14 protein-coding genes are annotated in these 13,640 nt (G+C 61.5%); 8 read left to right on the top strand and 6 right to left on the bottom strand.

Annotated elements, in window-relative coordinates; genetic code table 11:
• Positions 1-184 precede the first annotated feature (184 nt).
• From HL45_RS18405 to HL45_RS18395, 3 genes are all read right to left on the bottom strand, one after another.
• Complete coding sequence (locus HL45_RS18405) at positions 185-1,399, bottom strand: anhydro-N-acetylmuramic acid kinase (protein WP_049972679.1); 1,215 nt, start codon at positions 1,397-1,399, stop codon at positions 185-187.
• A complete protein-coding gene (locus tag HL45_RS18400; protein ID WP_049972678.1) occupies positions 1,396-2,370 on the bottom strand; it encodes a GNAT family N-acetyltransferase in 975 nt (324 codons plus the stop codon). Before HL45_RS18400 ends, HL45_RS18405 begins: the two co-directional genes overlap by 4 nt.
• 73 nt (positions 2,371-2,443) lie before the next feature.
• Entirely contained in the window at positions 2,444-3,271 is an 828-nt protein-coding gene (locus tag HL45_RS18395; RefSeq protein ID WP_049972677.1) for an SDR family NAD(P)-dependent oxidoreductase, read from the bottom strand.
• Positions 3,272-3,374: 103 nt separating this feature from the next.
• Between HL45_RS18395 and HL45_RS18390 the strand changes: the two genes are divergently transcribed.
• Positions 3,375-5,339 (top strand): ABC transporter substrate-binding protein, encoded by a 1,965-nt coding sequence (locus tag HL45_RS18390; RefSeq protein ID WP_049972676.1) that lies wholly within the window; start codon positions 3,375-3,377, stop codon positions 5,337-5,339.
• A 32-nt stretch (positions 5,340-5,371) separates the two neighbouring features.
• Here HL45_RS18390 and HL45_RS18385 read toward each other — a convergent pair whose 3' ends face one another.
• Together HL45_RS18385 and HL45_RS21325 are read right to left on the bottom strand one after the other, a co-directional pair.
• Entirely contained in the window at positions 5,372-5,593 is a 222-nt protein-coding gene (locus HL45_RS18385; RefSeq protein WP_049972675.1) for a hypothetical protein, read from the bottom strand.
• Between the two features lie 31 nt (positions 5,594-5,624).
• Positions 5,625-5,798, bottom strand: a complete 174-nt coding sequence (locus tag HL45_RS21325; RefSeq protein WP_162833897.1) for a hypothetical protein — start codon at positions 5,796-5,798, stop codon at positions 5,625-5,627.
• A gap of 125 nt (positions 5,799-5,923) precedes the next feature.
• Here HL45_RS21325 and HL45_RS18380 point away from each other — a divergent pair, with 125 nt between their 5' ends.
• The 5 genes from HL45_RS18380 to HL45_RS18360 all read left to right on the top strand — a co-directional run bounded on the left by HL45_RS18380 (position 5,924) and on the right by HL45_RS18360 (position 10,639).
• Positions 5,924-6,949 (top strand): ABC transporter permease, encoded by a 1,026-nt coding sequence (locus tag HL45_RS18380; RefSeq protein ID WP_049972674.1) that lies wholly within the window; start codon positions 5,924-5,926, stop codon positions 6,947-6,949.
• A gap of 106 nt (positions 6,950-7,055) precedes the next feature.
• The gene (locus tag HL45_RS18375; RefSeq protein ID WP_394324789.1) at positions 7,056-8,003 is read left to right on the top strand and encodes an ABC transporter permease; all 948 of its coding nucleotides are present in this window, start codon (positions 7,056-7,058) and stop codon (positions 8,001-8,003) included.
• Positions 8,000-8,242, top strand: a complete 243-nt coding sequence (locus tag HL45_RS18370; RefSeq protein ID WP_049972672.1) for a hypothetical protein — start codon at positions 8,000-8,002, stop codon at positions 8,240-8,242. The genes HL45_RS18375 and HL45_RS18370 overlap by 4 nt, the downstream gene beginning before the upstream one ends.
• Before the next feature lie 148 nt (positions 8,243-8,390).
• Positions 8,391-9,497, top strand: coding sequence for an ABC transporter ATP-binding protein (locus HL45_RS18365; RefSeq protein ID WP_049972671.1), 1,107 nt, complete (start codon positions 8,391-8,393; stop codon positions 9,495-9,497).
• Positions 9,494-10,639, top strand: a complete 1,146-nt coding sequence (locus HL45_RS18360; protein WP_049972670.1) for an ABC transporter ATP-binding protein — start codon at positions 9,494-9,496, stop codon at positions 10,637-10,639. The genes HL45_RS18365 and HL45_RS18360 overlap by 4 nt, the downstream gene beginning before the upstream one ends.
• A 110-nt stretch (positions 10,640-10,749) precedes the next feature.
• Here HL45_RS18360 and HL45_RS18355 read toward each other — a convergent pair whose 3' ends face one another.
• Positions 10,750-11,865, bottom strand: a complete 1,116-nt coding sequence (locus tag HL45_RS18355; protein ID WP_049972669.1) for a mandelate racemase/muconate lactonizing enzyme family protein — start codon at positions 11,863-11,865, stop codon at positions 10,750-10,752.
• A gap of 120 nt (positions 11,866-11,985) precedes the next feature.
• On the opposite strand from HL45_RS18355, the gene HL45_RS18350 reads away from it, so the two are divergent.
• Together HL45_RS18350 and HL45_RS18345 are read left to right on the top strand one after the other, a co-directional pair.
• A complete protein-coding gene (locus HL45_RS18350; protein ID WP_049972668.1) occupies positions 11,986-12,810 on the top strand; it encodes a PIG-L deacetylase family protein in 825 nt (274 codons plus the stop codon).
• A gap of 101 nt (positions 12,811-12,911) precedes the next feature.
• Complete coding sequence (locus HL45_RS18345) at positions 12,912-13,640, top strand: glutamine amidotransferase (RefSeq protein WP_049972667.1); 729 nt, start codon at positions 12,912-12,914, stop codon at positions 13,638-13,640.

The following is a 13,640-nucleotide window of genomic DNA, read 5'->3' as shown; positions in this document are numbered from 1 at the left end:
CGAGCGGGCTATAGACTCGCCCTCGCACCGATTTGGTGTGGCTAGCGGTGACACAGAGCAGAAAAATAATTTCGACCAGTTCGAAACGACCAGTAAACCCACATCAGCGGGCGCTCGACCGGTGAGTCGCTCCCTACGGTTGCCAGGGACAGCCACGGCAGTTCGGCGGAATAAAAAAGAGAACTCAGGTCGGGGGACAGCGTTTCCCCATGACGATGGGGCGGGACGCGCCGGTGGCGCTGGGAACGTTGTTCGGAACGCCATCCATCGCGGCGGCGGCGAGCAGCGCAAACGCTACCGCCTCCTTGGCGTCGGCACCGATACCGTACTCTTCGACGGTTCGAACGTCGGCGTCCACCGCGTCGTCGAGCATCTCGACCAGCGTCGGGTTGTACGCACCGCCGCCGGAGATAACGACTTCGTCGGGCATCCGCGGGAGGAACCGCCGGTAGGCGTCCGCTATCGAGTGTGCCGTCAGCGCGGTTGCGGTGGCGACCACGTCTTCGTCGCCGCAGTTTCGCGCACGACACGCCGCCAGAAAATCACGAGCGTACGCACGACCGAACCGCTCGCGCCCGGTCGATTTCGGCGGTTCGGCGCGGAAGTACTCCCCACGCAGGCATTCGTTGAGTACGGTTTCTTCGATGGTTCCCGCACGAGCGAGGTGACCGTCCTTGTCGTACGTTCGTTCGCCGTCGGTGAGCAGTTCCACGGCGCCATCGATGACCATGTTCCCCGGTCCCGTGTCGAAGGCGCGCACATCCCCGCGGTTCGAATCCGGGGGGAGGGCCGTGCAGTTGGCGATACCGCCGACGTTCTGAGCGACTCGAAACCGGTCGGTGGCAGCGAGCAACGCCACGTCGGCGAACGGAACGAGCGGCGCACCGTGTCCGCCGGCCGCGATATCTGCCGTTCGGAAATCCGCCACCGTCGGCACGCCGGTTCGTTCGGCGATGACGCTGCCGTCACCGATTTGCAGCGTCGAGCGCAACCGGCCGTCATCGACGGGGAGTGACTGCGGTTCCGGAACGTGTCGGACGGTTTGGCCGTGCGAGCCGATGAGGTCGATGTCCGCGACCGCGCGGTCGGCGGCATCGGCAGCGTCCTCGGCGGCGGCAGCGAACACCGCGCCGAGGGCGACGTTCAACTCACACACTTCCGCGACGGTTCCGGACTCGCCGCAGACGGCCGCGATGCGCTCTCGGAATGCGGCGTCGTATGGATGCGTGACGAACGACTCAACGGCCACGTCGTAACCGCGTGGACCGTCACCGTCTCGCCGGATTCGACAGCAAGCGGCGTCCACGCCGTCGAGCGACGTCCCCGACATGAGACCGATGACGACGCGCTCGTTCGGGTGAGCGTCAACTCCGACGTCCTCAGTGTCATCGTTGTTCATGTCTCTAACTCCTTCGTGAGCGTCTCGTACTCGATCCATGGCTCGAAGCCGAGTTTCCGATAGTACTCCAGCAGTCCCGTCCAGTCGATGCTCATCCGTTCGTATCCGGCGTCGCGGTAGCGTTCGACGATGGAGGCGATCATCCAAAGCCCCCAGCTACGACCGCGATAGGATTCGTGGACGCCGAGGGGGCCGATACCGCAGGTCGCACCGTTGAGGCGGGCCGCCCAGTTGACGTTCGCGCCGCGGTATCCGCCGTCCGGCGTGTTCGTCCGAGCGAACCCGACCGACTCGCCGTCGTGACGAAGCAGCCAGTAGTCGTCGCCACCGCCCGGAACTCGACAGACGTTCTCGGCCTCGTACCGCCACCGACCGGGGAACTGGTCGGCGAGGAACGAATAGAGTGGGTCAACGTCCGCGCCGACCCGCTCGACGGTCAGGTTGGGCCAGGACTCGCCGACCCGGGTGATGCGCTCTGGGGCGTCGAATGCCGCGATGTCGCCCCGTAGGTCGTGGACGGTGCCGCGTGATTCGAAGCCGTGGTTGGTGAGCGTCTCACGGAGGTCGGTGAACGCGGTGGGAAGTCCGGGGAGGAACTGGCCGGGATCGCCGCCGACGCGAAGGTTCGAGACGCCTCGGTTGGCCATGGTTCGTTCGACCGTTTCGACCAGTTCGTCCGCGACGGCAGCGTCTTCGACCGTCGAATCGACGGCGAACAGGCTCACCCATCCCTGTTCGGAACCGTCGTAGTCGGGAATCTGCTCCACGAGTCGTTTTCCGACCACGACGCCGACGAGCGTGTTTTCCGAGAACGCTCCCCATGCCGTCACGTCGAGACCGTCGAAGGGGGCGAAGATGTTCTGGGCCACCAATCGGTTCGGAAGCGAAAAATCCGGATACGTTCGATTCCAGCAGTCGATACCGGCACAGACTGCGCCGTGGTCGGTGAGTCGGCGAACCTCGAAGTTCATCGACACACTGTTTCTCACACCACTACTTATAGACCGACTTCGAGCGGGCGTTCGGCGGTTCGGTGCGGCGTCGTCAGTAATCGCGCGCTGCTGGCTCGTCGATATCGTACATCATCGTTTCGAGTCGCTGGTCGAGACCGGCCGTGAGGCCGCCGTCGATGACGAGTTCGGTTCCCGTGATGAACGACGCCATCTCCGACGTCAGAAACGAGACGGCGGCGGCGACGTCTTCGGGACGACCGAACCGACCGACCGGATACTGGTCGAGCCACTCCTCCCGAACCGGCCCCTCGGTGGTCAACTTCTCGCTCGACGCATCAGTTATGATGCTCCCCGGGCAGACCGCGTTCGAGCGGACGCCGTGGCGGCCGTACTGCGTCGCGATGATTCGGGAGAGCGCGAGGACGCCGTTTTTCGACATGGAGTAGGCGGCGAGGCCGATTCCTATCCGAGCGTTGACCGACGACACGTGAACCATCGACCCGCCGCCGGACTCGACCATCGCCGGGAGCGTCTCCCGAGCGCAGAGGAACTGACCTTTGAGGTTCACGTCGATGATTCGGTTCCACGTCTCTTCGGTCACTCGGTCGGGATTACCGTCGTCGAACGAGCCACCGGCGTTGTTCACGAGGGCGTCCACGCTCCCGTGAGCATCCATCGTCGCCTCGACCAACGTCGAAACGTCGGTCGCGTCGCTCACGTCGGTGCGGACGAATTCGGCGGTGCCGCCGTCGTCTTCGATGGCCGCGACGGTTCGCTCGCCGCCGTTTTCGTCCACGTCGGCGACGACCACGGTGGCGTTCGCGGCCGCGAGTTGCTGCGCGATGGCGCGTCCGATACCGTTGCTGGCTCCCGTGACGATAGCGATGTCTCCACTCCGGTCGCATGCACTGGGGTTCATGCTCTTTCTGTTTCCACCAGCGTGGCAATTATCTTGCGCTCCAGTTGGTTCAGTAGGGACACCGAAATATTTTAGTAGTATTTACATTATACTTGAGTAGAGCATGGTTAACGCTAACCACGGTTCCGGTGGCGACGCGGATAGCAACGGGCTAACACGGAGACAATGGCTCGCGCTCGGCAGTAGCGCAGCAATTTCCGGGTTGGCCGGCTGCGGAGGTAACAACCCGGACGAAGACGTGACGCTGAGTAACAATCCGTCGGGTGAGAACACCGGCGGGGAGGGCTCCCCTGTGACGACCGAACTCAACATTCGCGCGCCAGTCAGTTGGCAACCGAGTCAAGCGAACATCAACCCATTCACGGACACCAAAAACACCGAATTCTGGATGGACTACATCTGGTGGGAGTCGCCGGTGTACCCGAACGCGAACGGAAAACCGATATACTGGCTCGCGGACACCATCGAACTCAAAGGTGGCGGCTGTGAAGTCCACCTCAAACTCAAGGAGAACTACACGTGGTGGGACGGGACGCCGGTCACCGCACAGGACCTCCACACCGCCCAACGCATCGACGACTACCGGGTCAACATGGGGCCTGACCAGACTGACGACAGCTGGGAAGTCGTGGATGAATACACCCTGAAAAACGTTCTCTCCGGGCCCGCAAACCCGTCGCTGCAAAAATCGGCGTACCTCTCGCCGGTCGTCAAACACGACTACTTCAAGTCGTGGCTCCAGAAGTACGAGGACGCGGGCGGCGAAAACGCCATCAAGAGGGTGACCAAGGAACTGCAAGAGCACACGATAACGCTGGAAGACCTCACCGAGAAGGGGCTCGGGTGCGGGATGTGGAAACCGACCCAGCTCTCGCCGACGAAGGCGGTTCACGAGAAGTACGAAGACCATCCGCGCGCCGGGTGGACGAACCTGAAGACGTTCAACTGGCACCTCATCTCCGAGAAACAGAAGGCAATACAGGCGCTCAACACCGGGAAGCTGGACATGGGCGACAAAACCATCACGCAGGCCCAGTCCAACGACCGGGTCGAGGTGTTCAACCGTTTCGGCACCTCCAGCATCGTGAAGCTATCGATGAACTGGAACAACGAGCATCTCGCACGTCGCTCGGTGCGTCGCGCAATCGCGTACCTGTTGGACTACGAAGAGCTGGTCAAAGTCATCAAGACTACGCAGGGGCTAAACTACAAACCCCGACCGACCGTCACCGGAATGTCCACGAAGGCGGCCAACCAATGGGTGGGCGAGAGTTTCCAGAACCGGCTCATCAACTACGGGTCGAAATCGAGGCCTGAGAAAGCCAAACAGGTGCTCGAAAACGACGGCTACTCGAAGAGCGGCGGCGTCTGGGCGGGGCCGAACGGTAACAGGGTCAATGGACTCACCTACTTGACACCGCCGTGGAACATCTATGAAACCATCGGGAACTACGTGAGCCCGAAACTCGACAAGTTCGGATTCAAGAACAAACTCATCATCCCGTCGTCCAGTGGGTTCTGGAAACGCTGGACCGACACCCACGATTTCGACATGGTCAACTGGTTCTCGGGGACTGACCATCCCGCGAACGCGTATACCACGGTCGGCGTGAGCGGCATCGGCAAGTACGACGAGATAGCGGCCACCTCGAAGAAGGATGGCGGCGGCTGTAAAGTGAACCGCACGGCACCCGAACTCGAGAAACCGCGGAGCAACAAGCTCAACCACCCCATCCGACCGAAGTTCCCGAAGCAAGTCGGCACGGTGGGCAACGGCGGGTCGAAACAGACGCTGTTCCCGGTCAAGTGGGGGAACATCATGTCGCAGACCCAGTCCGAGGACGAGGTCAAGAAGTTCGCAAAGAAGCTCATGTGGTACACGAACTGGCAGGTACCACATATCGGCTTCTACGACGAGACGAGAGCGTTCTGGGGCAACACGGACAAGTTCGACTTTCCCACCGACAAAGTGGACGGCCATTCGAACGCCGAGGCGACCAAACAGGAACACTTCGCGAACTCGATGGAGTACTTCGCGAAAGGCCACATCAGTGCGAAGACGAAGTAGCGACGATACTTCGGAACCGTTTTTTGGCAGGGTCAGGTTCGATAGCACTTCAGCAGAATCGCCGCCGTCGCCACGGCGAGAACCCCGGCGCCGAGGACGTTGAGGACGCCGACGACGTGCGTGGCGGTACCAGGTTCGGATCCGAGAAACAGCGCGAGCGAGAGCGCTCCCGCGACGCACTCGAACACGAGCAGCATGGCGAACTTATCGGCGTTCGAACAGACGTAATCGAAGAACGACGGTGAGTGAGACATCCTATCATCCGAGACACTTTCCCGACAGAAATTAAGTATTTCGCCCCGACCCCTCGTCGTCGGGAACAGAAACCACCACGTGCGGGACGCCGCAGTCCGGGCACTCGTAGTGGTCGCGTTCGAACGTCCTCCCGCACCGGATACACTGGTAGGCAGCCTCGTCGTCACTACTGACGAAGTCGAGGAGCCGTGCAACGAGTGACATATCGGGACGTTTTCGGCAGGCGTAATGAACGTTGTGAACGTCCGAGTGCTTGTGCGGGTCGTATTTCCGTGCCAAGTGCTCCCATAGTTTTATTTAGGTGGCAGAAAGAAAAGCACAATAGCACGATGTATTACGTGAAGCGGATCGGCCAATCAGTGCTGGTGTTTTTCATCGCATTGACCGTAACGTTCGCGCTCTACCGGCTGTTGCCGTTCGGCCCGGTCGAGATGGTGAAGGTCAGCCTGATGCAACAGATGCTCGAACAGGGCCAGTCTCCGTCGCCCGCCCAGATGGAGAATATCAACGCGATGGTCGAGACGTACACCGGTATCGACCCGTCGGTTCCGTGGTACGTCTCCTACTACGAGTACCTCTACAACATCGTCGTCTACCAGGATTTCGGCCGGTCGATATTCAAGAATCGACCCGTGTTCGACATCCTCTTCGAGGCGATGCCGTGGTCTCTATTCATCAGCATCTACGGTCTCGCATTCGGGACGACCATCAGCCTGCTGTTCGGCGCGGTTATGGCGTACAACGAGGGTGGCAAGTTCGACACCGGGATGACGTTCATCTCTATCGCCAACAGCACCATCCCCTACTACGTCGTCGCGATTCTCACCCTCATCGTCTTCTCGTTCAACCTGGGGTGGTTCCCGAGCGGCGGACGAATGGATCCATCGACGACGCCCGGCCTCAATCTGCCGTTCATCGTCGGCGTCGTCAAACATGCCGCACTCCCGATTTTCTCGGCGTTCATCGCCGGTTTCGGGGGTGCGCTTGCGTTCCGCGGCAACTGCATCCGCGAGATGGGGGAAGGATACATCCGTGTCGCACAACTGCGCGGCATCAGCCAAGGCCGAATCGCGATTCGGTACGTCGGCCGAAACGCCTTGTTGCCCATCTATACGAGCATCATGATGGGCGTGGCGGGCATCTTCGGGAGCGGCATCATCCTCGAAACGATATTCAACTACCCGGCGATGGGAATGGTGACGTTCAATGCGTTGATGAACCGTGATTACCCACTCATCATGGGGGCGTTTATCTTCTTCACCGCGATAACGCTCCTCGGAATCCTCATCGCTGACCTCACCTACGGCGTCATCGACCCCCGTGTCAAAGGAGGGAGCAACCGTGAATCCTACTGACGACACGGCACCTGATTCCGATACCACTGAGCAGGCCGATTCGAACGTTCGCGCCGACGGCGGCACGAGCAACCGCTCCGGTGGTACCGCCGCCGTCAACGAAACGATATTCACCCAGACGTCGAACGTCCCCGAACCGACCGCACGCGAGAAAGCCTATCGAACGTTCGAACGGCGCATTTACGCGCCTTCGGCGGTGCTACTGAACGACTGGCGCGGACTCGTCGGCTCCGCGATTCTGGTCGCGTTCGTGTTTATCGGAACCGTCGGCGTCTACCTCATCCCCGAACCGACCGTGATGGAAGGGCCGATTTTCGCAGCGCCGTTCAGTAGTTGGAACCATCCGCTCGGAACCAGCGTGATGGGCGAATCGATATTCAAGCAGGTCGTGCACGCGACGCCCGCGATGCTACAGATGATCACGGCAGGCGCACTGCTCTCGGTCTGTCTCGGAACCACCATCGGAACCGTCGCGGGCTACCGCGGTGGGCGCACCGACCAAGCGCTGATGACGCTGACCGACGTCGTCCTCACGATTCCGGGTCTGGCGTTGGTCATCGTGCTGGCGACCATCTACCAGCCCGAAAGTCCGTTCGTGGTCGGACTCATCCTCGGCATCGACAACTGGCCGACGCTGGCCCGAACCGTCCGTTCGCAGGTGCTGAGTGTTCGGGAAGAGTCGTTCACCGAAGCCTCGCGCATCATGGGGCTGTCCGAGAGACATATCCTCCGACGGGACGTCATCTCGAACCTGATGCCGTACATCTCCGTGAATTTCGCGAACAGTTCACGGAAAATAATCTTCGAGTCGGTCGGTCTGTACTTCCTCGGAATCCTCCCAGTGTCACAGTTGAACTGGGGCGTGATGATGAACAACGCCTACAGCAAAGCGGACCTGACGAACCCGGATCAACTCCACTGGCTGCTCGTGCCGATGGCGCTCATCGTCTTCATCTCCCTCGGATTCATCCTGCTCGCCCAGGGACTCGACCGGGTGTTCAACGTGCGACTGCGCGCTCGCCACGAGAGCACTAGTGGGGGTGAGAGCCGATGAGCACCGGTCAGTCGTCCGGCGGCAACGCCGTCTCGGTTCTGCTGGCCGTCCGGCAGTCGTTCCTCGCGTTCGTCACGGCCATCGGCGTCGTCTGCTGCCTGCTCGCCGTGTTCCTCTCCGAGTACGTCCCGCTCGTGACCAACGGTGTTCTGGCTGGAATGTTCGCCATCTGGGGCGTGAGCGCGTTTCTCTACGCCATTCTCGGCCACCTCGGTCTCCGTCTCATAAACTACCACTAAGAGTATCCATGCGACGACACACCACGCACAAAACTATGCTCGCATTCGACACTTCATCGACACCGACGAAGCGCCACGCCGACCGACGAGTTCACCGGCCGACCGACTCGCGCCCGCCGGACACATCCAGTCTACGGGAGGTGATTCGATGGTAACCAGCCAACGACCCGCCAGCGCGGACACGACTCGAAGTGGCGAGGACGTCGTCTTGGAAGTTCGGGACGCGAGCGTCTCGTTCAGCATGGATCGCGGGGACTCCCGCGTTCTCCGCGGCGTTGACCTCGACGTTCGACGAGGGGAGGTTCTCGGCGTTGTCGGCGAGAGCGGATCCGGGAAGTCGATGCTCGCCTCGGCGATGCTAGACGCCGTCGTCTCGCCGGGGCAAGTGAGTGGCGAAATACGCTACCATCCGCCGGACGGGCCGTCGGTGGACGTGCTGTCACTCTCCCGAGCCGAGCTGACGGAGCTACGGTGGAACGAGATTTCGTTCGTCATTCAAGGTGCACAAAGCGCGTTCAATCCGACGATGGTCATCGGCGACCACTTCGAGGAGACGCTCCGGGCACACGACGCGGACGTGGCGGCCGGTATGGAACACGCCCGCGAGTTGCTCACCGACCTCTACTTGCCGACCGAACAGGTGCTTCGCTCGCACCCTCACGAACTGTCCGGCGGGATGAAACAGCGTGCACTCATCGCGCTCGGACTCGTCCTCCAACCGAACGTCGTCGTCATGGACGAACCGACCGCCGCACTCGACCTGTTGATGCAGCGATCCATTATCAGTATGCTGGAAGACCTACAGGAGAAGTACGACCTGACGATGGTGTTCGTCACCCACGACCTGCCGCTGGTCGCCGACCTCGCCGACCGACTTGCGGTGATGTACGCGTTCGACCTCGTCGAACTCGGTCCGACTGACGAGCTGGTCGAACACGCCGCCCACCCCTACACTCGCGCACTGCTCAACGCTGTCCCGAATATCTCCGACCGCGCGATGGACATCCAGGGTATCGAGGGTGCGAGTCCCGACCCCGTCTCGCTCCCCGACGGCTGTTCGTTCAATCCCCGGTGTCCGCTCGCGGACGAGACATGCAAGACGGACGACCCGTACTTCCACGACGTAAGCGGTGACCACGAAGCCGCTTGCTTCCACTGGGAGGACGCCCGCTCGGAGATACCGCTGTCGTCGGAGACGTCCGAAGGAACACCAGACCACGGGTACGACGGCCCAAAGGGGGGGTTGTCACGATGAGCAACGCCCACGGCGAGCCGCTTCTGTCGCTCCAGAACGTGAGCGTCCACTTCGAAAAAGAACGGTTGTTCGGTCTCGCCGGGTCTGACACCGTCCACGCGGTTGACGATGTGAGCCTCGACATTTACGAGAACGATGTCGTCGCGCTGGTCGGAGAGTCAGGCTGCGGAAAGACCACGCTTGGGAAGGCGGCCATCGGCGTACAGCGACCGACCGACGGTCGCGTGCTGTACCGCGGCGACGACATTTGGGAGTCCAAGGGGTCGAACGGTCTGCTTAGTAGACGTGGATCGGACGGTGCACGCGACTGGAAAGAGGTTCGGCGGTCGCTCCAGATGATTCATCAAGACCCCGGTAGCTCACTGAATCCGAACTACACCATCGAATCGACGCTCTCGGCGCCGCTGGAGAAATGGCAACCGGAGATGAGCGAGGCAGACCGCCGTGCCCGCATTTACGGACTCCTCGAATACGTCGGGATGAAACCGGCACAGGACTACGCAGGGAGGTACCCCCACCAACTATCGGGCGGCGAACAACAGCGTGTGGCGCTCATCCGGTCACTGTTGATGAATCCAGACCTCATCCTCGCGGACGAGGCCATCAGCGCGCTCGACGTGTCACTGCGAGCGGAGATGATGGAGTTGATGCTCGAACTACAACAGCAGTTCGACACGTCCTATCTGTTCATCTCCCACGACCTCGCAAACGCGAAACACCTCACAGAACAGGCGGGCGGCCGTATCGGCATCATGTACCTCGGCGAACTCGTCGAGATTGGAACGCCCGAACAGATCATTCACAACCCCCAGCACCCCTACACGAAGGTGCTGTTGTGGGCGACCTCGGATCTCCGAGACCGCTCGTCGGGCGTCTCGACACCACCGGTTCGGTCGCTCACCATTCCGGAACCGACCGACCCGCCGTCGGGGTGCCGGTTCCACACGCGCTGTCTCGAAGCGCGCGAAGTCTGCACGCAGGAATGTCCAGAACTCACCGACCACGATGCCGAGGGGCGACGAACCGCCTGTTTCCGCGCGGATCCGAACCACGAGTACTGGCACAGCGACCCGCTCGACGAAGGCAAGGTGATGGACGAACGAGACGCGGGCAGCGAGAGCGGACGCGCCGAGGGCGATTAAGACGCTCTTCGTCCGACGCCAAACGCTTCTCTATGATGTCGACAGCTTCCTCGTCACCTCGCTTCGACGGTCGGTGAGAGCTTCGCCGCCGTCGGACATCCGATGAAAACTCAGTCGGTTCGGTACCGCTCGATTTGTTCCTCGTTGACGGTGACGCCGAGGCCCGGACCGTCGGGAACCGGCAGCGCACCGTCTTCGACCTCGAATGGGTCGTCGATGACGTAGTCATCCCACCCGTAGTAGACGCTGTCCGGCGGCAGATTGATGCCGGGTGTGCTTGCGACGGTGTGGAGCATCGCCGCTGTCTTGACACCGAGGTCGAACCCACAGTGATGTGACACCGAGACACCGGCGTTGGCGGCCATGGCGACCTGCTCGCGGACGGCGAGGATACCCCCGGCGGGGACGAGATCCACGACGGCCACGTCGATGGCGTCGGCCTGCAAAAGGAATCGGAGGTTGCACGGAAAGTAGGTGTCCTCGTTTACCGCAACCGGCGTCCGGACGCGATTGCGAAGCGAGGCGTAGGTTCCGTAGGTGTCGATGCGAACGGGCTGTTCGAGATACTGGAGGAGGATTCCCTCCTCTTCGAGTCGGGTGGCGACCCGAACCGCGTCCTCGAACGACCACCCCTGATTGGGGTCGAGTCTGAACTCCAACTGACCGTCGACTTCCTCGTGCATCGCGCGGATTCGCGCCACGTCCTCGCGCCAGTCGGGGCCCGCCTTCGTCTTGAGCGTCGAAAAGCCGTGTTCGACGGCGCGTCGAGCGTAGATGCGAGACTCCTCGGGGCCGAGAATCCCGAGACAGGTTGCGATCGGCACGCTGTCGCGGGTCTTTCCGCCGAGGAGTTGATGAACCGGGAGGCCGACTTGCTTCCCGAGTGCGTCCCAGAGTGCGGTTTCGACGGCGCCGAGAAACGGCCGAACTTTCACGTATGGGTAGTAGAACGAATCGACAAAATCGCGTATCTCACCGACATCACGGCCGACGAGTTCCGGAGCGATGACGTCGTCGATGACCGCTTTCGTCACTGCGGCGGATTTCATGCCGACGAGCATCTCGCCCCAACCGGTCACGTCCTCGTCGGTGTCAACTCTGACGAGCATTCGGGTGACTGACTCGACCTCGTCGTGGTTGCTCACATATGGTGCGAGACCGAGGTCTTCTTCGAGTGGTTTGACTCCCATCTCTATCGGGATGGCAGTCACGTCCGTGACAGACATATGGTTCCCTTGTTCTCCACCTACAAATAGTTCCTCACGCAAACCGAAGAAAGGTGGCGTGCCCGTCATCGCGTACTCCGTTCGGAGCGTTTATGTCCGCATCTCGTGTGCTGAAAACTGATGCCAACCGAGACACTCCGCGTTCTCGTCGTCGGCGCACATCCCGACGACTGTGACCTCAAGGCAGGCGGCGTCGCCTGTAAGTACGCCGACCGCGGTCACGACGTGCTATTCGTTTCAATGACGAACGGTGCTGCTGGCCATCACGAACTCGCGGGCCAGACGTTGGTTCAACGTCGCCGTTCGGAGGCCGTGGCGTCCGCGGACGTCGCTGGCGTCGAGTTCGAGCAGTTTGACATTCCCGACGGTCGGTTACAGCCGTCGCTGGAACACCGCGAGCGCCTCATCGAACTCGTCCGCGAGTTCCGACCCGACCTCGTGTTGACTCACCGGCCGAACGACTACCATCCGGACCACAGATACACCGCCCAGCTCGTGCGGGACGCCGCCTACCTCGTGGCCGTTCCGAACATCTGTCCGACGACGCCGGCGCTCGACGAAAATCCTGTATTTGCGTACCTGAGCGATACGTTCGACCGACCGTACCCGTTCTCGCCTGACGTGGTTGTGGATATCGACGACGTGGTCGAGCGGAAGTTCGAGATGCTGGACTGTCACGAATCACAGATGTACGAGTGGCTCCCGTTCGTCGAAGACGACCTTGAAAACGTTCCCGACGACCCCGACGCACGATTCGAGTGGCTACGTGATGGTGGATTACCGCACGTCGAGGCGTTGACAGACGTCGCCGACCGTTACCGAGATTGCCTCGTCGAGCGGTACGGCGAGGACGCCGAAACCGTCGAGTACGCAGAGGCATTCGAAGCGAGCGAATACGGCCGACCGCTCACCGACGAGGTGGCCGAGCGGTTGTTCCCGTTTTAAAATCCACGGGTCACCCGACCCGTGTCGTTTACTCTGGGGGCGTCGTCCGATATTGACAGGCGAACGATACAGTTAACCGATGTGCGTGTGAGTCCCAACCGATGACGAACGTCCTCCTCGCCGGTGAGTCGTGGGTGACAGTACAGTTCGAAATCAAGGGTAAAAACGTCCTTCGGGACAGCCAATACGGCGAAGTCGCCGATCGGTTCATCGACACGCTCGAATCGATCGGCGCGTCGGTGACCTACCAGCCGTGTCACGTCGCGGCCGAGTCGTTCCCGAGAACCAACGAAGCTCTGTCGGAGTACGACCTCGTGATTCTCAGTGACGTGGGCGCAGACACGCTCCAGATAACCCGCCAGGTCGCCGACGGCGAAACGGACGCAGACCGTTGTGCGGTGCTTGCCGAGTGGGTCAGAGAGGGCGGCGCGCTCGGTATGGTCGGTGGCTACATGAGTTTCGCAGGAAAGGGAGGACAAGCCCGCTACGGAACGACCGCACTGGCGGACGTGCTGCCAGTCGAAATCGAAACTGGTGACGACCGCGTGGAGACGCCCGACGGGGCTGTCCCTCGGAACGCGGGCGTACCGGGTGCCGACCTTCCCGAGGAGTGGCCACACGTTCTGGGATACAACCGAACAACGGCGAAACCGGGTGCGGACGTCTGGGCGACGGTTCGGGGCGACCCGTTCCTTACAGTTGGCGATTACGGCGACGGCAGTTCGTTCGCATACGCGACCGACTGTGCACCCCACTGGGCGCCGGAGGGGTTGCTCTCGTGGGACCGACTTCCGACCCTCTGGAACCGCGTCATCGACCGCGTCACGTAG

This window comes from Haladaptatus cibarius D43 (assembly GCF_000710615.1).
Lineage (GTDB): Archaea > Halobacteriota > Halobacteria > Halobacteriales > Haladaptataceae > Haladaptatus > Haladaptatus cibarius.
The sequence above is the reverse complement of the archived record's forward strand: the minus strand, read 5'-3'. Positions and strand labels throughout refer to the sequence as shown.

Bases quoted from the DNA above. Each gene is read 5' to 3' on its own strand.
- HL45_RS18390 (WP_049972676.1), top strand. From the start codon at position 3,375: ATGGTTAACGCTAACCACGGTTCCGGTGGCGACGCGGATAGCAACGGG.
- HL45_RS18405 (WP_049972679.1), bottom strand. From the start codon at position 1,399: ATGAACAACGATGACACTGAGGACGTCGGAGTTGACGCTCACCCGAAC.
- HL45_RS18400 (WP_049972678.1), bottom strand. From the start codon at position 2,370: ATGAACTTCGAGGTTCGCCGACTCACCGACCACGGCGCAGTCTGTGCC.
- HL45_RS18350 (WP_049972668.1), top strand. From the start codon at position 11,986: ATGCCAACCGAGACACTCCGCGTTCTCGTCGTCGGCGCACATCCCGAC.
- HL45_RS18365 (WP_049972671.1), top strand. From the start codon at position 8,391: ATGGTAACCAGCCAACGACCCGCCAGCGCGGACACGACTCGAAGTGGC.
- HL45_RS18380 (WP_049972674.1), top strand. From the start codon at position 5,924: ATGTATTACGTGAAGCGGATCGGCCAATCAGTGCTGGTGTTTTTCATC.
- HL45_RS18355 (WP_049972669.1), bottom strand. From the start codon at position 11,865: ATGTCTGTCACGGACGTGACTGCCATCCCGATAGAGATGGGAGTCAAA.
- HL45_RS18385 (WP_049972675.1), bottom strand. From the start codon at position 5,593: ATGTCTCACTCACCGTCGTTCTTCGATTACGTCTGTTCGAACGCCGAT.
- HL45_RS18345 (WP_049972667.1), top strand. From the start codon at position 12,912: ATGACGAACGTCCTCCTCGCCGGTGAGTCGTGGGTGACAGTACAGTTC.
- HL45_RS18395 (WP_049972677.1), bottom strand. From the start codon at position 3,271: ATGAACCCCAGTGCATGCGACCGGAGTGGAGACATCGCTATCGTCACG.
- HL45_RS21325 (WP_162833897.1), bottom strand. From the start codon at position 5,798: ATGTCACTCGTTGCACGGCTCCTCGACTTCGTCAGTAGTGACGACGAG.
- HL45_RS18370 (WP_049972672.1), top strand. From the start codon at position 8,000: ATGAGCACCGGTCAGTCGTCCGGCGGCAACGCCGTCTCGGTTCTGCTG.
- HL45_RS18360 (WP_049972670.1), top strand. From the start codon at position 9,494: ATGAGCAACGCCCACGGCGAGCCGCTTCTGTCGCTCCAGAACGTGAGC.